This window comes from Pseudoxanthomonas sp. SGNA-20 (assembly GCF_003931635.1).
Taxonomy (GTDB): Bacteria; Pseudomonadota; Gammaproteobacteria; order Xanthomonadales; family Xanthomonadaceae; genus Pseudoxanthomonas.
In genome coordinates this window covers 52,314-72,919 of record NZ_RRYK01000011.1, presented here as the reverse complement: position 1 = coordinate 72,919, position 20,606 = coordinate 52,314, and the positions used below count along the sequence as shown (strand labels likewise).

General features: G+C 61.9%; 18 protein-coding genes. 1 reads left to right on the top strand and 17 read right to left on the bottom strand.

The window, feature by feature from the left end; genetic code table 11:
• Window positions 1-115: 115 nt before the first annotated feature.
• Entirely contained in the window at window positions 116-1,513 is a 1,398-nt protein-coding gene (locus tag EIM48_RS14500) for a mannose-1-phosphate guanylyltransferase/mannose-6-phosphate isomerase (protein WP_125111980.1), read from the bottom strand.
• Between the two features lie 114 nt (window positions 1,514-1,627).
• Here EIM48_RS14500 and EIM48_RS14495 point away from each other — a divergent pair, with 114 nt between their 5' ends.
• Entirely contained in the window at window positions 1,628-2,572 is a 945-nt protein-coding gene (locus EIM48_RS14495; protein ID WP_125111979.1) for a GDP-L-fucose synthase, read from the top strand.
• 91 nt (window positions 2,573-2,663) lie between these two features.
• Here EIM48_RS14495 and EIM48_RS14490 read toward each other — a convergent pair whose 3' ends face one another.
• The 16 genes from EIM48_RS14490 to EIM48_RS14415 all read right to left on the bottom strand — a co-directional run bounded on the left by EIM48_RS14490 (window position 2,664) and on the right by EIM48_RS14415 (window position 20,601).
• Complete coding sequence (locus EIM48_RS14490) at window positions 2,664-3,605, bottom strand: glycosyltransferase family 2 protein (RefSeq protein ID WP_125111978.1); 942 nt, start codon at window positions 3,603-3,605, stop codon at window positions 2,664-2,666.
• Window positions 3,602-4,570, bottom strand: coding sequence for a nitroreductase family protein (locus tag EIM48_RS14485; RefSeq protein WP_125111977.1), 969 nt, complete (start codon window positions 4,568-4,570; stop codon window positions 3,602-3,604). The genes EIM48_RS14490 and EIM48_RS14485 overlap by 4 nt, the downstream gene beginning before the upstream one ends.
• 3 nt (window positions 4,571-4,573) lie before the next feature.
• Window positions 4,574-5,140 (bottom strand): putative colanic acid biosynthesis acetyltransferase, encoded by a 567-nt coding sequence (locus EIM48_RS14480; RefSeq protein WP_125111976.1) that lies wholly within the window; start codon window positions 5,138-5,140, stop codon window positions 4,574-4,576.
• Window positions 5,137-6,282, bottom strand: coding sequence for a polysaccharide pyruvyl transferase family protein (locus EIM48_RS14475; RefSeq protein ID WP_125111975.1), 1,146 nt, complete (start codon window positions 6,280-6,282; stop codon window positions 5,137-5,139). The genes EIM48_RS14480 and EIM48_RS14475 overlap by 4 nt, the downstream gene beginning before the upstream one ends.
• Entirely contained in the window at window positions 6,264-6,872 is a 609-nt protein-coding gene (locus tag EIM48_RS14470; RefSeq protein WP_158675223.1) for an acyltransferase, read from the bottom strand. The genes EIM48_RS14475 and EIM48_RS14470 overlap by 19 nt, the downstream gene beginning before the upstream one ends.
• Before the next feature lie 2 nt (window positions 6,873-6,874).
• A complete protein-coding gene (locus tag EIM48_RS14465; protein ID WP_125111973.1) occupies window positions 6,875-8,020 on the bottom strand; it encodes a glycosyltransferase family 4 protein in 1,146 nt (381 codons plus the stop codon).
• Window positions 8,021-8,055: 35 nt separating this feature from the next.
• Window positions 8,056-9,372: a hypothetical protein gene (locus tag EIM48_RS14460; protein ID WP_125111972.1), complete on the bottom strand. Its 1,317-nt coding sequence runs from the start codon at window positions 9,370-9,372 to the stop codon at window positions 8,056-8,058.
• Between the two features lie 24 nt (window positions 9,373-9,396).
• On the bottom strand, window positions 9,397-10,437 hold the full coding sequence (locus EIM48_RS14455) for a polysaccharide pyruvyl transferase family protein (protein WP_158675222.1): 1,041 nt from the start codon (window positions 10,435-10,437) through the stop codon (window positions 9,397-9,399).
• 16 nt (window positions 10,438-10,453) lie between these two features.
• Entirely contained in the window at window positions 10,454-11,665 is a 1,212-nt protein-coding gene (locus EIM48_RS14450; protein ID WP_125111970.1) for a lipopolysaccharide biosynthesis protein, read from the bottom strand.
• A 17-nt stretch (window positions 11,666-11,682) separates the two neighbouring features.
• Window positions 11,683-12,804, bottom strand: a complete 1,122-nt coding sequence (gmd, locus tag EIM48_RS14445; protein ID WP_125111969.1) for a GDP-mannose 4,6-dehydratase — start codon at window positions 12,802-12,804, stop codon at window positions 11,683-11,685.
• Between the two features lie 33 nt (window positions 12,805-12,837).
• Window positions 12,838-14,073: a glycosyltransferase WbuB gene (locus EIM48_RS14440; protein ID WP_125111968.1), complete on the bottom strand. Its 1,236-nt coding sequence runs from the start codon at window positions 14,071-14,073 to the stop codon at window positions 12,838-12,840.
• 46 nt (window positions 14,074-14,119) lie between these two features.
• A complete protein-coding gene (locus EIM48_RS14435; protein ID WP_125111967.1) occupies window positions 14,120-15,286 on the bottom strand; it encodes a nucleotide sugar dehydrogenase in 1,167 nt (388 codons plus the stop codon).
• A 39-nt stretch (window positions 15,287-15,325) separates the two neighbouring features.
• Window positions 15,326-16,750, bottom strand: a complete 1,425-nt coding sequence (locus EIM48_RS14430; protein ID WP_233581708.1) for an undecaprenyl-phosphate glucose phosphotransferase — start codon at window positions 16,748-16,750, stop codon at window positions 15,326-15,328.
• A gap of 145 nt (window positions 16,751-16,895) precedes the next feature.
• Window positions 16,896-19,094 carry a YjbH domain-containing protein gene (locus tag EIM48_RS14425; RefSeq protein ID WP_125111966.1) on the bottom strand — a complete coding sequence of 733 codons (2,199 nt, stop codon included), beginning with the start codon at window positions 19,092-19,094 and terminating at the stop codon, window positions 16,896-16,898.
• Window positions 19,091-19,882 (bottom strand): capsule biosynthesis GfcC family protein, encoded by a 792-nt coding sequence (locus tag EIM48_RS14420; RefSeq protein WP_158675221.1) that lies wholly within the window; start codon window positions 19,880-19,882, stop codon window positions 19,091-19,093. Before EIM48_RS14420 ends, EIM48_RS14425 begins: the two co-directional genes overlap by 4 nt.
• Window positions 19,882-20,601: a YjbF family lipoprotein gene (locus tag EIM48_RS14415; protein ID WP_233581707.1), complete on the bottom strand. Its 720-nt coding sequence runs from the start codon at window positions 20,599-20,601 to the stop codon at window positions 19,882-19,884. Before EIM48_RS14415 ends, EIM48_RS14420 begins: the two co-directional genes overlap by 1 nt.
• Window positions 20,602-20,606: the final 5 nt, after the last annotated feature.

Below are 20,606 nucleotides of genomic sequence, written 5' to 3'. Positions count from 1 at the left end.
GAATGACCGGCCGGGCGCCCTGCGCCCGGCACCAGTCTCCCAGCCATGTAGACGCGGCGGGCGTGAGCCTTCCTTTATTCCGGTGCGAAACTAACCCGGATGGATCGCGGTCGCCTCAACCCCGGCCGTACACGTCCTCGAAACGAACGATGTCGTCCTCGCCCAGGTAACTGCCGGACTGCACTTCAATCAGTTCCAGCGGCAGCTTGCCGGGATTGCGCAGGCGGTGGGTGACGCCCAGCGGGATATAGGTGCTCTGGTTCTCCGTCAACAGCACGACCTTGTCGCCGCATGTGACCTCGGCCGTGCCACTGACCACGACCCAGTGCTCGGCGCGGTGGTGGTGCATCTGCAGGCTGAGCGCTGCGCCAGGCTTGACTGTGATGCGCTTGACCTGGTGGCGATCGCCGTTGTCGATGGAGTCGTAGGCTCCCCAGGGCCGGTAGACCTTGCGGTGCAGGCTGGTTTCCGCGCGCCCCTGCGCCTTGAGCCGGGTAACGATTTCCTTGACTTCCTGCACCCTGTCCTTGTGCGCAACGAGTAATGTGTCGTCGGTATCGACGACCACGATGTCCTCCAGGCCGAGCAGGGCCACCAGGCGACCATCGCCCCACGCCAGGGTGTTGCGACAGCCGATGGAGATGACGTCGCCGTGGTGCGCATTGCCCTCGCCGTCCTGTTCGGCGACTTCCCACAGGGCCGCCCAACTGCCAACGTCGTTCCAGCCCACGTCCAGCGGAACCACCGTGGCGGCGGTGGTCTTCTCCATCACCGCGTAATCGATCGAATCCGACGGACAGGCGGAGAAGGAAGTCGCATCCAGGCGCACGAAGTCCTCGTCGCGCCGGGCGCCCTCGAATGCCGCCCGGCAAGTAGCCAGCATCTCCGGCTGCAGGCGTTCCAGCTCCTGCAAGTAACGCGATGCGCGGAACAGGAACATCCCGCTGTTCCAGTAGTAGGCACCGGCTGCAACGTACTCCCGAGCCTTGGCCAGATCAGGCTTCTCGACGAACTGTTCGACCGGCCGCGCGCCTTCGCCCGGGCCGGCCTTGATGTAGCCATAGCCAGTCTCAGGTCCGCCGGGAACGATCCCAAACGTGACCAGCCGACCCTCTTCGGCCGCGATGGTGGCCTGGTGCACTGCGTCGCGGAAGGCCGCAGCGTCACGGATGACATGGTCGGAAGGCAGGACCAGGAGCAGCGGATCGCCGCCATCGGCGACGGCCTGTAGCGCGGCCGCCGCGATCGCGGGCGCGGTGTTTCGGCCAACCGGTTCCAGTAGCACTGTCCCCGGCGTGCAGCCGGCCTGGCGCAACTGTTCCGCAACCATGAAGCGGTGATCGACATTCGCCACCACGATTGGTGGCTGGGTGGCCAGCGGTGCAACACGCCGCCAGGTTGCCTGGAGCAGGCTGTCCCCACCGAGGAGTGGAAGGAACTGCTTTGGATAGGCTTCGCGGGACAGTGGCCACAACCGCGTGCCGGAACCGCCGGAAAGGATCACGGGAATCATGGGGGGCTTCCGTGAGTGGAGGATTTTGAGAATAACAACGTGAGAAGCGTGGGTGGGGCGGGAAAAACTTGTTGCTAGAATACATGTACCCCCCCAAGTCGAGCGAGAAGTCCCATGGAAAAACAGGACCGTATTTTCGTTGCAGGGCATCGGGGCCTGGTCGGCTCGGCGGTCGTCCGCCGTCTGCAGGCGCTTGGCTACAACAACCTCCTCCTGGCCGGGCGCGATGTCCTGGATCTGCGTGACGCCGCTTCCGTGGAGGCCTTCTTCACCAAGGAAAAGCCCCAGGTGGTCATCCTCGCGGCGGCGAAGGTTGGCGGTATTCACGCCAACGACACCTATCCCGCGCAGTTCCTTTTCGAGAATCTCCAGATCCAGAACAACGTAATCGACGCCGCGTACCGCCATGGTGCGAAGAAGCTGACCTTCCTCGGGTCGTCCTGCATCTATCCGAAGTTCGCCGAGCAGCCCATCCGCGAGGATTCCCTGCTCACCGGCGCGCTGGAGCCAACCAATGAGTGGTACGCGATCGCCAAGATCGCCGGGATCAAGCTGTGCCAGGCCTACCGCAAGCAGTACGGCTTCAATGCCATCAGCCTGATGCCGACCAACCTTTACGGCCCTGGCGACAACTTTGACCTCGCCAACTCCCACGTGCTTCCAGCGCTGATCCGCAAGTTCCATGAAGCGAAGCTGCGCGGCGACGCGGAGGTTGTCATGTGGGGAACCGGGACTCCGCGACGCGAGTTCCTGCATGTGGACGACATGGCCGCGGCGACGGTCTTCCTGACCGAAACCTACAACGACCCGGGCATCGTCAATGTTGGGGTCGGCGAGGACGTCAGCATCCGGGAGCTGGCCGAACTGGTGAAGGAAGTCACCGGCTTCCAGGGCAGGATCGTGAACGACACCAGCAAGCCCGACGGCACACCACGCAAGCTCCTCGACGTCTCGCGCCTGCACGCACTGGGGTGGCGTGCACAGATCAGCCTGCGGGATGGCGTCCAGCAGACCTACCAGTGGTTCCTGGAAAACCAGACCCAACTGCGTGCTGCGTGAGCACCTGCGGGCCGGGTTGCCCAGGCTTTTCCAGGGAATCCGGCCGGAACTCAGTCTCGTGCGCATCATGGGCCGATTCCGCTGCCGTCAGTTAACTGCCGCGGATCTCGAGGCTCGCCAGCTGTTCCAGCGAGTACCCTGTGCGCCGGGACAGTTCGGCCAGGATTGCCTGCCGGTCTTCCAGATGCGCGATGGCCGCTTCCAGCTCCATTAGCTTTGCCCCCACGAGGAACCTGTACCACCAACCTTGCAGGAAGTGGTAAACCAGTCCGGAGCGTCCGTCCAGGAAGCCGAGCTGGAACACGTAGCGCCAGAGAAAGTAGAGCGTTGAGCTCACCGTGAACGGGATCCGGTTGTAGATCCTCTCCTTGGCCCAGCGTTTGAACGAAGCCTGTAGCGACGCGCCTCCACGGGTGAGCGCATGGTCGCGGGCGAACAGGCCCATGCGCTGGTTCAGCACGTCGATTGCTTCGCGGGTCGCGTACTTGTTGTGCTTCTCGGTGAAGTACGTGAGGTCCTGCAGGTTGTGGTCGGCGAAACCACCTTTGAAGGTTACGGTGCGCCCACCCCATACGATGATGTGCTCATCCATCCAGCGTTGCTCGATGCGTCCCTGGCCTCGTCGCCAGATACGGAGCATGCGCAGAGGGTAGCGGCCGCCGTGTCGAACCCATCGCCCCATGAAAATGTGCTTGCGGTCCAGGTTGACGCCAACCACATCGGTGGGAAGGCGGGGAAGTTCCCGACGGATCTCCTCGGCAAGATCCGGTTCGACCACCTCGTCCGCGTCCAGACGCATAACCCAGTCGGCCCGGATCGGGGCATTGTCCAGCGCCCACTGGAACTGCTGGGCCTGGGTCACGAACGGATGTACCAGCACCGTGGCGCCGTGCGAACGGGCGATCTGCGCCGTTGCGTCGGTAGAGCCGGAATCGATTACGAAGACTTCGGTGGCGACCTCGCGGATCGAATCCAGCGCACGCGCAAGGTGCAATTCCTCGTTGTAGGTGAGGATGACGACGGCAAGGCTCATGGCGACACGGTGCCCGTATGCATGTGGAGAACCTCATCCAACGAGCGCCTTGGCGATGCGGCGACTCGCAGTGGTTCATCGACGGTCTTTCCGAACGCGATCATCATGATCAGCCGCTCTCCCGTGGGTATGCCTCCCGCGACCTTGATCCTGCGTTCCACCGCGTTGGTGACGGCAAGGTTCAGGGGGCAGGCGCCAAATCCGAGCGCATGGCATGAAAGAAGGATGCACATGGAGAACAGCGCTCCATCCACGTAGGTCTGGTTGCGCTGGCCCGGGCCGCCCCAGGCAGCGATCTCGGACGTCACTACGAACAGGTTGCCAACGTTCTCTGAGAAGCCGCGCGATCCGCCCTGAAGGGCCAACAGCGCGTCGATCGTCGCCCGGTCCTGATACAGATGGACCTGCGTGGACTGCCGGTTGCACTGCGACGGCGCGCTCTGCGCCAGGGTGACCACCTGGCGTACCGTCTCCGCGGGCAGTGGGCGGCCATCGAACATCCGAAGGCTGGAGCGTGACTGCAGCCATGCGACAGGACCAGCAGGGTCGTGGCCTTCGAATCTGTATGGCTTTATCCCGCCACGAAGTTCAAGCTGCCGGTCCTGCCACCGTGCAAGCAGTGCGGCGACCTCGTCGAGCAAAGGGTCCTGGATGCCCTGCTCGCGGTGGAAGCGAAGGTACGCGTCCAGTGCACCCAAGGCCATCTGCGCCGGCAGCGGCGAAAATTCCGGCTCATAGGCATCGAGCGCGGACATCACGAAGCGCACCTTGTCGCGCCCGAACAGTGTGCGTCGACGGGGCAGGGACAAGCCCTTCTCGATCGTATGCGTCTCGATGATGAGCTTGTAGAACTGGCGTCGGTTCCGCTCGACAAGTGGCGAGTAGCCGTTGTAGCGCAACGTCAGCCACAGGTCCTGGGCGTACTCGGACAGGAACTGCAGCACCTTCGCGGCTTTTGAGAACATGGTTCAGGCGCCTGTGGGGGAGTCGGAAAGCGTACGTTGCCTGACAAACCTGCAGGGATTGCCGACACAAATGGACCAGGGAGGAAGGTCGCGCGTGACCACGGACCGTGCACCGACCACGGTGCCTTCGCCGATGCTGGTGCCGGGATGCACAAAGCACTCGGCGGCGATCCAGGCATGGTCGCCGATGGTGATGGGCGCGGTGGTAAGCGGCCGCAGCAGGCTCGTGGCGTCGTGCGAACCCGTGCAAAGGAAGGTGCGTTGGCTCACCGCCACCTTGGAGCCGATGCGGATCCGGTCCATGGTGTAGCAGTCCACGCCGTCGGCCAACACAGACAGCGTGCCCATCTCCAGCTTCCATGGCGCCCAGATCCTGCAGCTGGGGGCGATGCGGCAGCCCGGGCCGATTCGTGCGCCGAAGAGCCGCAACAGGAGGCGACGCCATCCGTGCAGTGCCCACCGTGGAGTTGGCCGGAACGCCAACAGCCAAACCAACTCCCACAGCAACCGCCTGAGCTTGTCGCTGGCTGGCAGGGTGTCGACGTACTTGTACTGGTCGAATCCGCTCATCCGTTCTCCACCTGTGCGACCTCGTGCGCAAGGAACGAACTGCCGACCTCCCGGAGCCCCTGCTGTTTAGCTTCCACCGCATCCCAGTCGATCGGCCGCGCGAGCAGTTCATCGAGGCGGGGCAGGTCCTCCTTGCGCACGAAACGGTCCATAAGGTCGAGCTGCGAGAGCAGGTTTCGCGAGCGGGCGTTCATGGCTACGCGCGAACCTGGAAGCTCGGCAACCAGGAAGGGCTTGCGGAACAAGATCGAGAAAACCGTGCCGTGGAAGGAATTGGTGACCACGAAACTGGCGTTGGCCAGGTGCGAGACCCACTCGGCCGGGCCGGGGTGCACGGTCTGACCGATTTCGCGCCAGCGGCGGTGCACGTTGTACGGGGACAGGATGGGTGTGCCGGTCATCCGCGCCGCGCCCTCGGCGACCTCGCGGATGACTTCCGCAGTGCGGAGCGCATAGCAGAACACATGTCCCTCCTGGCCGCTGGACGCGCCGGCAAGGAGCTGGTCGTATTGCTCGTGCAGCAGGGTTGGATCGGGCACGCAGGCAGCATCGCGACCGGACGCCTGCCTGACAATGTCCACACCACTCAGCTCGCGGACGGAGATGCTGGACAGAGGGCGTAGCAGCGGGCCGAGGGCGGTGATCTGGTCGGCGCCCAGCGTGTCACGGCCGAAGCTGGCCGCGTAGGAGATCCTGCGCACGCGCGCGTCCTTTGCGAACTCGAGGAAGTAGGCCGGATCAAAGCCGTACTGAACCGACGGGCTCCAGATCTGGTCGCTGCCGGCCACGATCAGGTCATAATGGCCAGCCGCCTCGACCAGTTCCTGTCTTTCGCGCAGCGGGCTACCGGTGATCCCGAGCTGTTCCTGCCGGAAGCGTGCGAACCGCCGGGCCTGGTCCTTGTTTCCGAAGTGCTGGTGCAGGAATGCCGTGGACTTGAGGTAGAGGGTCTTGGCATTGGACTTGAACGCGGCGGGCGAAAGCGAAAGCCGCAACGATCCGCCCTCCTCGACGTGCGTCGGGTGATAGGCGATGAACTCAGCGTCATGCCCGCGGTCGGTGAACCATCTGCGCAGCGCATACGCCTGCAACAACGCGCCGAAGTTGTCGCTGAACTGGAAAGTTAGAATTCCGACGCGCATTGTTCGACACCAAGTTCGGTTAGATAGATAGCCCACTCATCAGCGGAAAAGCGTGCCCTTATCAAGCGAGCAGGATTGCCGCCGACGATGCTGTTTGGGGGAACATCCCTTGTGACAACGGATCCAGCCGCAACGACGGAGCCGACTCCCACCCGGACACCCGACTTCATCACGACGTCATGCCCAATCCAGACGTCTGCCTCTATAACGGTGATGGAGTGACGCCAACGGAAGTCAAGGCGAGTGGGAACCCTTGGGTTGTCGATGCCATGGTCGTCGCCGACGATCCGCACGGATGTGGAAAGCATGCTCAGATCGCCAATCGTTACCGGACTTGGCGAATAGAAGCCGCTGCCGATATAACAGTAGTGCCCGAGTTTGCTACCGGCGGGGACATGTACTCGCTTTCCGAACTGCACGCCCTCGCCAACCTCGGAAAGGCGATCTCTCCACCGTTGGTACGCGTTGACCGCCATCCGCGCGACCCGTTTTGGGGCGCTATCAATCTGCTGACGGCACTTCTCAACCAGCGGCAATCGAACCCGCATGGGTTCGGGCACAGGCGGTGTCGCGCCTCGCGTCGCAGTCATCTTCAGATTCCTGAGGGGCAGTCGTCCAGCGCTTGTTCGATGAGCAGGCGCTGATTCTCGGGATTCCATTTCTGAGCAACAGTGGCCCGGCATTTCGCACGTACTTCAGTCCTGTCAGGGTTGCTCAGCAACCACCGTGCCAGCACTTCAGCAAGATCGTCGGCATCGCCTTCGCGGAAGTAGCCACCTGTCTCCCCAGGAACTATTGCCTCTACCTCAGGCATCTGCCGATCCATGTTCCCATGAGTGAAGGCGGGAGTTCCGTATGTGAGGCTATGGATCGCCGTTAGTCCGATCTTTCCGGGAGACACAGTTGCATCCGCTTCATAGATCAGTTGCCCGACCGTGGATTCGTCGTAGCAGGCGCCGAAGAAATGCACATCTACGCTAAGGTTCCGCGCGAGAACTTCCAAGCGCTCCCTCGCCGGCCCATCGCCTACTAGGAGAACGTTCACGGGCGTGCCCCGACGACTCAGTGTCGCTGCAGCCATGATTAGGAGATCAAGCTTGCACAGATCTGTGAGTCTTGCCGTACAAATAAGTAGGGGCCGCTCTGGCTCAGTGAAGAGGCTTTTTGCCAATGGCTGCACGGTGCCGGACTCGAGCTTCTTAAGGATCCTCTCTGACTCCGCATAATCAAGACTGTTGTAGATGACCCTTATGCGATCTTCGGGAAAGCCTTCAAGCCGTCCGATCTCCCGTGCTCGCTCGCCGTAGACGAGGACCGTGTGTGCCAGGCAATAGTAGAGGCGTCGAATAGAGCGCTGGACTCCTCTTTCGCGCTTCAGCCAGCCATGGGTCCAGAACAAGACCTTCTTTCCAGTAAGTCGCCCCCAGATCGCAAGCAACCACGTAGCTTGAATATTAGGATTACCAAGGATGATGTAGGCATCGAAACTCGACCGGATGATCTTTCCGATGCCAGAAATCCTAAATCCTCTCTTTGTCTTTACTACATTGAGCGGCTCAATGCGAATCGATTCGTCGCCGGTGAAAGCCCTGATACCCGAAAAGTCATTCAGAGATCCATAGAACGAATAACCATAGGCTTCGCTCTGAGAGAGAAGGCGCAGGACCGGTGCGCGGTAGTGGGGGAACTGATGATAAAGCACCGCCACACGGGGGCGGCCGCGACCAACCTGGCTCATGGTGGCGTTACTTATCGTTTGATCCGTTCGTAGCGTCACTTCAAGGTTCCCGTCCGAAGGGTGCGGGGAAGATTTCTAACGGCGAATATCATCAATGGAGCAAGAACGAAGCCGCCGGATTGCATCGCAGTGTGTAGCTCCCGCGATGATAGGAAGTACATGTTCAGGCCAACCACTGAAAAGAAGGCAATCCGCTGCCAGAGCACATCAATTTTTCCCTCATAAGCCGTAAGGAGGGAAACCCATCCACCGACGAACAGGGAGTAAACCCAAATACCTGCATAGCCGAACGAAGCGTACGCCCCGCCGATGTATCCTGCCTGGAATGTGGTGTTTGCATCCAAGTAATATGAAGGAACAGCTATCGTGGGGGCGAATGGCTCCATCCCGAAGATTCTGGCAACGGCCGGTACGTTCGCTAGGCCCACGAAGTCATGTTTCTGTGGAAATACGTCGAACCAGTAGTAAAGGGAGCCATGGTTTCCGGCAAATGGTCTGGAAATAATCCGGAAGAGGATCCTGTCGCTGGTTACTATTCCCGCCTCAATCTCGTTCCTGTACTGAATCCAGTAGAGCGCTGTAAGCAGACCGACCAGGCTTCCACCTGTGATCGCCACCTTGAAAGCTATTGACTTGTTAATGAACACGCCTGTCCTGTAGGCCCTGTGCGCGAATACGACAAGGGACGCCAGTAGCGTGTAGTAAAGGAAAGGGAACTTGTTCATCTGCAGGCAGCAGATGATGAACAACAGTGCGGCCATGCCAAAAAAGACCAGGCGCCAAGTCCTGAACTTGATTCCGGAGTACACGAGCGCACTAAAGATGATGGCGCTGCTGGTTTGCCTCGTGACAGCTGCTAGGCTCAAGCCTGCATCGCCTTCGTAAAGTTCGCGCCGGAGCTCGGTATAGGTGTAAAGCGAATTTCCGCGGAAGAAGTTGAGATAGTTCAACGTCCGGCTCAGGTCAAAGCCTTGATAGGCAACGAAGAGAACCAAGTATGCAGCCGCAACCCCTAGTATCACGAACGATCGCTTCAGGGTCAGGTCGGCACCCCGAAAAGGATAGAGCTGTACGGATCGGGTCTTGGCAAGTGCACCCGCGGCGAACAATCCGGTGGCCAATCCGCAGAACGCCAGCGTCAACCCTGTCGCGTACTGTGGGTACACCGAGGATGCGAATCCCCGATCCTCCAAGTATGGATGAAGGAAGATCGAGTGCGGTCCGAACTGCAAAGAGAACATGAAGAAGAACATGTCCATCACGGACAGAACCTTCTTCGGACGGACGTACTGATACGCCATAAAGAACAGCAGGTATGAGACGGCAGCGGCGGCACCCACGAAGAAATTCAATGTGGCTCTCCCTTCTTCATGGAATCACTCTTTGGAAATCGAGGCGGCTACGTGCGCTAAGTGCTGTTCGAGGGTCGCTGCGGAGGTATGCAGCATCCTTCCGAGCTCCGCTCCCTGCCAGTGTGAGACCAACGCACTGAGCTTGGCGGGAGTAATACTTGATACCTCCTTCGCGGCTATAGAGGGCACATCTCCGAACGTCGGCGCAAGAGTGGGCACTAACTTCGTGTTCCCGCCGCTTACGATTGGCACCGGGTAGGCTCCGGCCATAGCGCCCATGATCAGGCCGTGGAGTCGGTTACTCAGCACAAGGGCCGAGGAGCGATATAGCTTCTCTACAGCGTCCCTCTGAGCCCTATGCGTGGCTCCATCCCACTCTAGGAGCTCCGCGCCGTGCGCGCGCGCCATGCGGCTCATCCAAGGGTTGTCCCGCTTTACCTGGGTAACGAACACGGGCTTCAGTCCCAAGTCGCGAGCAGCGGCCACGGGTGCCTCGAAGGCTGACTCGTCCAGGTCAGGCTCCTCACGGACAGAAATAGCAATTCGATCCCTGGCGCCGCCCAACTGCGGGCAACCCATGAACGCGAGATCTGGCATCGCTGATGCCCGGCCACTCACAAGCTCACTGGAGAGGCGATCGCGGACCGTAGCGGTATTCGCCAGACGAAGCGCAAGTACCTCGATAGCTCTGGTCAATCCATTGCCACGATAGGCACGCCCGACGATGTGCACTGTGCCTCCACTGAGCCTCGCGAGCACCATGTTGGCCAAATTGGCCAGGCTTTTCAGGATTGCCCTCGGGCTTGACGTGAATCTGGAGGGGCCCGGTGCCATCAAGAAGTGGATGCGGTGGCCACGAAGCAGTCGAGAAAGCACCTGCGTCTGAAGGCGCACGGAAGATTCGAACCACTGTGTGCGGTCCGCATCGTCGAATGCGTCGACATACGAATCGGATGCGGTGCCGCGATAGACGAGCATCTCTGCGCCAGTGGCGGCTACGCAGCTAAAAAGCCGCTGGCGGATCTCGATGTCACCAAGATTATCGTCTTGAGCCATGATGCTCATCACTGCAACGTTGATTCTACGCACCTTTCCTCGCTCCATAGAAAACGAATGCGGCCTGGGCAATCGTGGCAAGCATGAAGCCCGTCGCGGCACCTGCTGCGCCGCACAGCTCAGTCCCGATGGCGACGAGAGCAAGTAGCGCGAGCATCGTTCCTGTCGATATGCGCGCAACAAGACTGGCGCGTTTCCTTGACTGCAGGATGGCATTGAATATCGAGATGAACGCGGAACCAGCCAGGCCCACGCACATCAGCTGCAAAGGGAGCGAGGCGCCTTCGAATCCGTCTCCAAGATGCCTTACTGCCCAAGGTGCTGCGACAGCAAGCGCCAGGTACGGGAGCCCTATCACGAGCGCGGCGTAAAGGCCGAGCGAGATGTCCTTGCGTCCGACGCCGCCGCTTCTTACGAGGTGGGGAAGCAGCGCAGTGGCCAGCGTGGCCGGAACCATGCGAAGGGGGGTCATCAGTCGCGCGCCGACACCATAGTAGGCAGCCTGTACGGGGCCCGAAATCATTGCCACTAGCGCAGCATCGAGATTCCGTAACTGCGTAGCAGCGGAGTGGATCCAATACGGTTTGCAGCGCATGAACGCGTACAGAAGCCGCTTCTTGCGAAATGGTAGAGCAGCAGGACGGGGTAGCTTTCGCCACATCCATGCAAGCACTAGCGCTGATCCTAGAAGGAGCGATATCGAGTATGCCCAAGAGGCCCCAATTCCGGAATGGAAGAACAAAACAAAAAGCAGGAGCTGAACTAGACGGCGGGAGACGAGATTGATTGTGCCGAGACGGACGTCGCCCAAACCCCGTGCTATTGCCGAGCGAATGTCGCTCCCGCGATCCAGTGCAATCCATCCCGCAAGGGGTAGAAGAGAGAGGTAGCGCTCGCCAGATACAGCAGTTAACGCTAGTACCACGAACAACCATCCAGCGACGACAGACGCCATTACCAGCCGGCTCAGCTGTTCGGCATAGGCGACGCTGTAGTTGATTCCATGTGCGGCGGTCTCTCTTACGATGTATGTGGTGGCCCCGGCATCTCCGATCGCTTGGAGGGTCACCGACACGCCCAGAGCCGACGCCATGACGCCAAACTCATCAAGCCTCGCCCACCGTGCCAAGAGATAAATAGAAACAGCTTGGATTCCTGCGGCCGCGAACCGGCCCCCCAGCAATGTGACGAACTGCTGAGTCAGCCGGCTTCGGCGGAAGCGTTCGATGAGCGACATCCAGGGTATTCCTTGACTCACTCAGGGGCACTATTGGTGAACGCATAGCCGTGCGTCCGGAGCAGGGCAGCCTTCTTAGCCTGCTGTAGATCATGCGCAATCATTTCCTCGACCATTGAATTGAGTGTGACGGAGGGAATCCAGCCGAGCTCCGTCTTCGCGGCCGATGGGTCGCCGAGCAGGGTTTCTACCTCTGCTGGACGGAAGTAACGCGGATCCACCGCAACGATCACGTCGCCAATTTTCACAGCGGGAGCGGAGTCGCCGTCGACTGCAGTAACCACCGCCTTCTCCTCCACGCCCTTGCCTTCGAAGGATAGGGAGATGCCGAGCTCCTTGGCCGCCATCGTGATGAACTCACGGACGCTGTACTGGACGCCGGTCGCGATCACGTAGTCCTTCGGCGCCTCCTGCTGGAGCATCATCCACTGCATGCGCACGTAGTCCTTGGCGTGGCCCCAATCACGCATGGCATCCAGGTTGCCCATGTACAGGCAGGACTCCAGGCCTTGGGCGATGTTGGCGAGGCCGCGAGTAATCTTTCTGGTGACGAAGGTCTCGCCGCGACGTGGACTCTCGTGGTTGAACAGGATGCCATTGCAGGCATACATGCCGTAGCTTTCGCGGTAGTTGACGGTGATCCAGTACGCATAAAGCTTGGCCACGCCATAGGGACTGCGAGGGTAGAACGGCGTCGTCTCCCGCTGCGGGATCTCCTGGACCAGACCGAAGAGCTCGGAAGTCGATGCCTGGTAGAAGCGGGTCTTGTCGGCAAGCTTGAGGAACCGGATCGCTTCGAGCAGGCGCAGGGTGCCGATGGCATCCACGTCGGCGGTGTATTCCGGTGCTTCGAAGCTGACCGCCACGTGGCTTTGTGCTCCGAGGTTGTACACCTCGTCGGGCTGCACCTCGGCGATGATGCGGGTCAGGTTGCTGGTATCGGTCAGATCGCCATAGTGCAGATGAAAACGCGCGCCGGACTCATGTGGATCCTGGTAGATGTGGTCTACTCGCTGGGTGTTGAACGAGGAGGCACGACGCTTGATGCCATGGACCTCGTATCCCTTCTCGAGCAGGAACTCGGCGAGATAGGATCCATCCTGTCCGGTGATGCCGGTGATGAGTGCGCGTTTGGTCATTGCGATCAGTTCCTTGTATCGACTATTAGGGGATCAGGGGGCGAGAAGCGCCTGCTCGAAGCGATTGAGGATCGATTCGCGCGCCAGCGTGTTGAGCGCCTGGCTCCGCGCGGCGTCGCCCAGTGCCTTGCGTACTGAAGGATTGGCGGCTAGTTCCCGAAGAGCGGAGGTGAAGGCCTCGACATCGCCGGGAGCAACCACCCGCCCGCTGCGTTCCAAGGCAAGCGCAACGCCGGTGCCAGGGAGTGCGGTGGCTAGCGTGGGGCGGCCGCTCGCCAGCATCCCCGTGAGCTTGGACGGCATCACGAGATCGGCCACGTCCGCGCGCTGTGGCAGCAGGTGGATGTCAGCCAGTCCAAGCCAGTCCTTGAGGCGCTCGGTGGGCTGCAGGCCAAGGAAGCGTACGTTCGGCAGGCCCGCGCATTGAACCTCCAGTGCGTCACGCCCTGGACCCTGGCCCCCGAACACGAAGTAGAGACGTTGTTCATCGCACAGGCGCAGTGCTGCTTCCCCAAGCAGTTCCAGGCCTTGCTTGAGACCCATGTTTCCAGAGTAAAGGGCCACTACGGCGTCGTCCGGGATTCCAAGCTCCTGGCGGTATGTGCTTGGTCTGGACAGAGGTTGGATCGCGTCGATGTCGGCCCAGTTCGGGAACAGGACTCGGCGCGCCGGTGCTACGCCCTTCTTACCCAGTCGCTCGACCATCTTGGGCGAGATGGTGGACACACGGTCAAAGGAGCGCAGCAGTAGACGCTCCAGGCCCATTGCCAGACGTTTCATGGGGCCTGCCTCGACAATTCCCATGTCCAGCGCGGCATCGAGTTCGAAATCCTGGATATGCAGCCAACCGCGCGCACCGGAAAGTCGGGCGACCAGGGCGGCCATGGGAGCATTTGCGAGCGTCGGCGCGATTGAAACGACGTGTGTCGGGCGCCAGCCGATGGACCAGAGCAGCGCCAATGAGGAGCTGAGCCCGAAACTGGCCAGATGCAGGATCCGGGTAATCCCGCTCGGCTTCGTCGGGACCCACAGGGGGCAGCGGATCACGTCCACCTCCGAGATGCGCTCTCGGCGGTACCACATTGGGCGATAGCCATCCCACACCTTCCAGGCAGGGTAGTAGGGAGGTGCGGTGACCACACGGACGCTGTGCCCGCGTGCAGTCAGCCACTCGCACATCTCACTCGTGTACTTGCCCGTCCCGATGTTCTCGGGGGCGTAATTGATGCCGACGACGAGGATGCGGGGGGAATCGCTCGGGACGGACATGTCAGCGCACCGTAGTGGGTCTTGGCATGGATCAGGTGTTTCCCCTTCAATCCGCACCGAAAAGGTCGCGGGTGTAAACGCGCTCCGATACGTCCTGGAGCTCGGGCGTGATGCGGTTTGCGACGATGACGTCGGCAAGCTCCTTGAAGCAATCGAGGTTATTGATTACCGCGGACCGGAAGAAGTCCGGTTCATTCAGTACCGGCTCGTAGACGATGACGGGTATGCCCTTGGCCTTGATCCGCTTCATCACCCCCTGGATGGCAGAGGCGCGGAAGTTGTCCGAGCCTGTCTTCATGACCAGACGGTAAATCCCGACGGTCCTGGGATTTCGCGCGATGATCTCGTCGGCGATGAAGTCCTTCCGGGTTCGGTTGGACTCCACGATCGCGCGTATGAGGTGTTGGGGTACGTGGCTATAGTTGGCCAGCAGCTGCTTGGTGTCCTTGGGCAGGCAGTAACCGCCGTAGCCAAAGCTTGGGTTGTTGTAGTGGCCGCCGATGCGGGGATCGAGGCAGACGCCCTCGATGATCTGGCGCGTGTCCAGACCATGGGTGCAGGCGTAGGTGTCCAGCTCGTTGAAGTAGGCAACGCGCATGGCCAGGTAGGTGTTGGCAAACAGCTTGATTGCCTCGGCCTCGGTCGAGTCGGTGAACAGCACCGGGACGTCCTTGGCGACAGCGCCCTCTTGAAGGAGGGCCGCGAAACGCTCCGCGCGTGGGGAGCGTTCGCCGACCACGATGCGACTTGGATAGAGGTTGTCGTAGAGTGCGCGGCCCTCGCGCAGGAACTCCGGCGAGAAGATGACATTGTCTGTGCCGAGCGTCTCACGGATCCGGCGGGTGTACCCGACCGGCACGGTGGACTTGATGATCATCACGGCGCTGGGATTGATCTCCTTCACGTCGCGGATGACCGACTCGACGGAGGATGTATCGAAGTAGTTGGTCTTCGGGTCGTAGTCGGTAGGCGTCGCGATGACAACGAAGTCGGCTCCGGCGTAGGCCTCCTGCTTGTCCAGCGTGGCCTTCAGATCGAGCTGGCGGTTGGCCAGGTAATCCTGGATTTCGCGGTCCTCGATCGGCGACCGGCGTGCGTTGATCAGTTCAACGCGCTTTGGATCGATGTCCAAAGCCACCACACTGTGGTTCTGCGCGAAAAGGACAGCGTTGGACAGGCCGACATAGCCCGTGCCGGCAACAGCAATCTTCATCAGACACTCCTTGTAACGACGACTCGGAACGACGTCGGCTCAGTACGCGTTCTTGTTCACAAAGCCCTTGAACACGGTTATCAGGATGATCCGCAGATCGAACCAGGGTGACCAGTTCTGCATGTAGTACAGGTCGTACTCCACGCGGCGTGCCATCTTCTCGACGGTATCGGTTTCCCCGCGCAGGCCGTTGACCTGGGCCCAGCCAGTTATGCCGGGCTTGACCCGGTGCCGCTGCATGTAGCGGTCCACCAGGGTCTTGTACTGCTCGTTATGGGCGATGGCGTGCGGACGCGGGCCGACGATGGACATCGAGCCCTGCAACACGTTGATGAACTGCGGAAGTTCGTCCAGGCTGGTGCGGCGCAGGAAGGCGCCGAACGGCGTCACGCGCGAATCATTCTTGCGCGCCTGGGTGACCTTGCCGTCTTCCTCCTGGTGCACCCGCATGCTGCGGAACTTCCACACCTCGATGGGCTTGCCGCCCAGGCCGTGGCGCAGCTGGCGGAAGAACACCGGTCCCGGAGAGCTGAGCTTCACGCCGATGGCAATCGCGATCATCAGCGGCGAGATCATCAGCAGGATCAGCGAGGCCAGCACCTTGTCCATGGTGGCCTTGACCAGATGGGCCGGGCCATCCAGGGGGCTGGAGCGCAGGTTGAGTACCGGCAGGCCGCCAATCTGCTCCACCGAATGGTTCAGCAGCTGCAGGCCGAACAGGTCGGGCAGCAGCTTGATGTCCGCGGTCGAGAAATCCAGTTGCCGCAACACGTAGGCGATCTGGCCCTGCTCGCGCATGGGCAGGGCGATCCAGACCTGGTCGATGTGCCGGGCCTCCACGAAGGCGGCCAGCCGGTCCACCCGGCCCATGGGGCGGATGCCATGCAATGCGCAGCGGTCGGCGCTGGTGGCAAACCAGCCGACAACCTTGATGCCCATCCAGGGATTGCGATGCAGCGTGTCGACGATGCGCTGTGCATCCGGGTTGCCACCCACGATCACGGCGGTACGCAGGTCCATACCGCGTGCACGGGCCCACGAGGCGCAGCCGCGCAACACGATGCGGATGGAGGCGGCGCCGGCCAGGCTCAGGCCGAACCAGGCGCCCAGCCACAGCCGCGACAGTTCGCCGATCATCTGGATCAGGGTCGTGTAGAACAGAACCCCGGTGCAGATCAGCAACCAGCACAGGCCCAGATGCATCAGCTCGGCGCCAAGGCCGCGGCCACGCCAGCTGCGGTAGAGGGAGGAGGACCCGAAGATCAGCAGGCCGAACAGCGTGGTGATCACCACCAGGCTGACGTAGTCCTTCTGCAAGTGCCAGGTTCCGAAGCGGATGCGGTACGCCAGCAGCGCGCCGCCGACGAGGATCAGCGGGTCCGCGATTCGTATCAGCGCACCGATGGCGGCCGTGAACTTGCTCGCCGTCCGAGGTGGGGCACTGGTTTCCGACCTGATTGGCATGAGCAGCATGGTATTTCCCCTTCATCCTTGTGCGTTGCCGGCAGGCGCCGGCTGGGGAGACTTGATGTTGCATTGCAACATCAAGTCTTGCAAGTCCTTAGTTTGTGCCTCCCGCTCATCCAATCTGGGAGGCTATGTCAACGGGTTATGGATCTATGTATTCAATATTGTCAAAGTAAAAGTGGCTGTCGCGTTCGCCGGTGAGCGAATAGAGGCTGTACTTGCGCTGCAGGCGCGCGCCACCATCGCGTACCAGCGGGTGCCACATCAAACGGGAACGCACCTGGCTGGACCGGGGGAGCAGCAGGTCCATCGGCACGGACAGGTAAATGCCCTTGTCAAAGCTGCCTTCGCCAAACTCCGCCGACGAGACATCGGTCTTGGTGGCAAACGCGCCCATCACCACGCCATTGCGGAACATGCGTGAAACATCCAGGGTCACGCCCCAGTCGCCGGCCAGGTAGCGTCCAGCCGAGGTGGCCACCTGTACGCGGCCGTCGTCGCCGAAGTGGGTGTAAAGCGTCGCGTGCCCGGTCGCGACCTCGTAGTCGCGGAACGAGAACTTCTGGTCGAAATCGCGCTGCTTGACCCAGTTGGCCTCCACGCCCAGTGCCCAGCGCTGGCCGACGGGACGGTACAGCAGCTCGCCGCCCACGCCGCCGTACATCATCTCCAGCAGGCCCGCATAGGCCATGCCATACAGGTCACGGCCCAGTGCATGCACCGTGGTGACCTGGAAGTTCGGGATGGTGACGTCGGAGGTGGTGACGTAGTGGCGGATGTCGGTGCGGACGCGCGGCAGGTTGCTCGGGGCGTCGTACTTGAACTTGCGGAAGTTGTTGTGCACGTCCACCGCCGTGGTGGCGGTAAGCCAGGTGCTGTCATTGACCCGCAGGCTCGTGTGCAGGTTCGCGGTCAGCTGGTACAGGAAGAACCCGTTCGGGCCGCCAATGATCTCGTTCAGCCCGGGGGAGACGTGGTAATCGAAGCGTCGCCCCTTCGGCCCCTCGTAGACCACCTCGCCCTCGCGCGAGCTGCCGGGCGGATTGACCTCCACATGGCGCGCCATTTCCGCTAGGTCGATGTCGCCCTGCACGTAAGCATTCAGGGCGCTACGAGAAACGCTGCTCTGCGCGATAGGCATGTTCTGCCGCGTGTATTCCAGGGTGACCCAGTCAATGCTGGGATCGATCGCGGTGTCCAGCACTCGCGCCGCGCGGCCGAGACCCTCAGTCGGATAAAAATACTTCAATTGGTTGCCGTGCAGGATCACCTCCTGGTCAGTGACCTCGATCTTCTGCACGTAGAAGGCCGCGTAGTGCCGCAGCTCAGCATCAAGGCGTTCCCATGTCTTGCCCGGCAGCAGGTAGGGTTTGAGCTCCGTCGAGGTAGAAACCTCGGATGCCTCGTAAAGTGGCTGGGGCTCCGCATCCGGGCCTATGGATGCCGATTCGCTGCGCAATGGCGCTTTGGGCGTATCCATCCAACGTGGCTGACGCGGAGCACTCTTGAGGTTACCTCGCAGCGTTAAGCTGGCTGTGAACTCGGTACCACGCTCCCACCCGAGCGTGATCCTCACGCCCGGACTTGGTGTGTAGTTCAGGCCGAAGTTGATTCGTGAGTCCTGACGGAGCGGCCCAACACGAACATGCTCCATGCTGTAATCGTGGCCGTCATACTCCACCTTGACCGTCAGATCCTCCCACGGCGTTTGCCAAGCAACACCGCCGAAGATGCCAACAGGCCCTCGCAGCAGGGACTTCGCGTTGAAAGATCCTGCGCCATCTCCACGTGGACGACGTGATTCAAAGCGGTCGTCGATCCAGTTAAGGGGATTTGTCAGGTTACCCTGGCTACCAAGATAACCAGTGGCGAAGCCTAAGCTGGCATCGACCGAACCGAACCGCTTGCTTGCCACGAGGTACTCGGAAGAGAAGAAACCAGTACCGCCAAAATCCCGAACGCCAAAGGCCAACTCGGGCATCCAGCGGCCTTCGGACCACAAGCGCAGCTTGAAGTCGATCGACTTGTCTTTGTAGTTTTGGTCGCCGCTGAGCGATGGTCGGCCGTAGGGGACGCCCGCTACGTTTACGTACCGGTAGATGCCCTCCAGCCATGGGAACGGCTGCATCGCCACGTTGTAGCGGCTATAGGGCGAGGTATGGCTTGCGGTAAAAGCAAACTCGCCCTCCTCAGCCATGCGCGCCGTGGGGGTCTGCAGAAGTCCGATACCGCCCCAGTCGTTCTGCGTGGCCGGCACCTCGGCACGCAGCCCGCCGCATACCGCCAGGCTGAGCAGGCTCAGGGCGGGCAGGGCGCGGTGGCGGAGGGTGTTGCGGCTCATGGCGTCACCAGCCTGTCGTGGGGCAGGGGCAGGGTGGCGAGGAAGGCGGTCATCGCGCCATCCAGCTCGGGCGCGAATTTCACCGTGGCGCGTGCGCGCAGCGGCACGTAGACGATGGCACCCGGAGCCAAGGCCAGCGGCTCGCTGCGGTTCCACAGCGCGATGCCAAGTTCGTGGATGCTGCCGTCGGGCTGCACCACGTGGATCAGGTCGCGGTTGGCCGCCTCACCATCCACCGTGCAATCGCGCAGGTAATCGGCCGCGTCGCGCAGCGGCACATGCGCCACCGCGCAGGGTTGGAGCACGGCGCCGACGATGGTCACCGTTGCCGGGCGCTCGGGGAAGTGGAAGCGGTCGCCATCGGCAAGCAGCCGGTTGCGGTCGCCCTTGCTCGCCTCCAGCCGCCGCGGGTTGCCTTCCAGCGGCAGGCGGCCGGTGGCCGGCAAGGCGGAGACCCAGGCATGCAAGGCACGGGCGCGTGCGGCCACGGCGTGCGGCGCATCGGTGGCCGTGGCCAGGGATTCCAGGTCATGGAGCAGGCCGGCGCGCAGCCTGACCTGTCGGGCAAGTTCTTCCCTGCGGAAGACCGAGGCGCCCAGGGCATAGGCATCACGGCGCGGCATCGCGGCCACGACGGCGTCGTCGAACCGGCTGCCCTCGGGCAGCTGCAAGGTGCCGGCGCGCTGCACCGCGCCCTCGGCCGAAACCTGCAGCGTGCGGGGCTGGGCAGCGGAAGCGAAGGAAATGCAGGCCAGCAGGCCGGCCATGGCCATTACCCGCGATCGCATCATTGCGACCTCCGCCGGTAAGGCTTGATCAGGTTGATCTCGAGGTAGACATCCGGGGCGGCCAGCTGCCGGCTCTTCCACAGCACGCCGGTGGCCGGATCGACCCAGTAGGTATTGGTGCCTTCCACGCCGGGGCCTTCCAGGCGTTCCTCGTACCTGGCCAGGGTGCGGCTGCGTCCCAGAGGGTCCGCCACGGATTCCTGGCCCACCCGGCGCAGCTGGCCGGTGACCGGCACCCCATAGCGGTAGCCGCTGCGCCAGTCGTAGCGGCGGCTGACGGTGATGCCCGCCTCGCCCACCGTGCGCAGGTCGGTGAACGGGTTGTCGCCTTCGATCCGGGCATCATCCAGGCCCGCGCGCAGGCCATGGGTGCCGCACAGCACGCCGCCCTCGCACAGGAACACGACGGCCTGCCGGCTATGCCAGGAAAGCCGCCCCTCGTCATCGTTGCCCAGCACCATCACCGCGCGGTACTGGCCATCGTCCATGAGCAGGCTGGCGTAGGGCAGGGCGGCTACCTTGGTTGCGGCCTCGGAGAGGTCGTCCTTGCCGGCCACGGCGGTACGAACGAAGTCCACACTGGTTTGCATCACCGTGCCGCAGCCGGCCAGCATCAGCACCAGCGCCAGGGAAACCAGGGCGCTGGTGCATGCCGAAAACAGGCTGGAACCGGGGCGGCGGCGGGAGCCGTGGGCCCGATGGACGGTAGACGCGTGCACGGCAG

Bases quoted from the DNA above. Each gene is read 5' to 3' on its own strand.
- EIM48_RS14500 (WP_125111980.1), bottom strand. From the start codon at position 1,513: ATGATTCCCGTGATCCTTTCCGGCGGTTCCGGCACGCGGTTGTGGCCA.
- EIM48_RS14495 (WP_125111979.1), top strand. From the start codon at position 1,628: ATGGAAAAACAGGACCGTATTTTCGTTGCAGGGCATCGGGGCCTGGTC.
- EIM48_RS14490 (WP_125111978.1), bottom strand. From the start codon at position 3,605: ATGAGCCTTGCCGTCGTCATCCTCACCTACAACGAGGAATTGCACCTT.
- EIM48_RS14485 (WP_125111977.1), bottom strand. From the start codon at position 4,570: ATGTTCTCAAAAGCCGCGAAGGTGCTGCAGTTCCTGTCCGAGTACGCC.
- EIM48_RS14480 (WP_125111976.1), bottom strand. From the start codon at position 5,140: ATGAGCGGATTCGACCAGTACAAGTACGTCGACACCCTGCCAGCCAGC.
- EIM48_RS14475 (WP_125111975.1), bottom strand. From the start codon at position 6,282: ATGCGCGTCGGAATTCTAACTTTCCAGTTCAGCGACAACTTCGGCGCG.
- EIM48_RS14470 (WP_158675223.1), bottom strand. From the start codon at position 6,872: ATGACTGCGACGCGAGGCGCGACACCGCCTGTGCCCGAACCCATGCGG.
- EIM48_RS14465 (WP_125111973.1), bottom strand. From the start codon at position 8,020: ATGAGCCAGGTTGGTCGCGGCCGCCCCCGTGTGGCGGTGCTTTATCAT.
- EIM48_RS14455 (WP_158675222.1), bottom strand. From the start codon at position 10,437: ATGAGCATCATGGCTCAAGACGATAATCTTGGTGACATCGAGATCCGC.
- EIM48_RS14450 (WP_125111970.1), bottom strand. From the start codon at position 11,665: ATGTCGCTCATCGAACGCTTCCGCCGAAGCCGGCTGACTCAGCAGTTC.
- gmd (WP_125111969.1), bottom strand. From the start codon at position 12,804: ATGACCAAACGCGCACTCATCACCGGCATCACCGGACAGGATGGATCC.
- EIM48_RS14440 (WP_125111968.1), bottom strand. From the start codon at position 14,073: ATGTCCGTCCCGAGCGATTCCCCCCGCATCCTCGTCGTCGGCATCAAT.
- EIM48_RS14435 (WP_125111967.1), bottom strand. From the start codon at position 15,286: ATGAAGATTGCTGTTGCCGGCACGGGCTATGTCGGCCTGTCCAACGCT.
- EIM48_RS14430 (WP_233581708.1), bottom strand. From the start codon at position 16,750: ATGCCAATCAGGTCGGAAACCAGTGCCCCACCTCGGACGGCGAGCAAG.
- EIM48_RS14425 (WP_125111966.1), bottom strand. From the start codon at position 19,094: ATGAGCCGCAACACCCTCCGCCACCGCGCCCTGCCCGCCCTGAGCCTG.
- EIM48_RS14420 (WP_158675221.1), bottom strand. From the start codon at position 19,882: ATGCGATCGCGGGTAATGGCCATGGCCGGCCTGCTGGCCTGCATTTCC.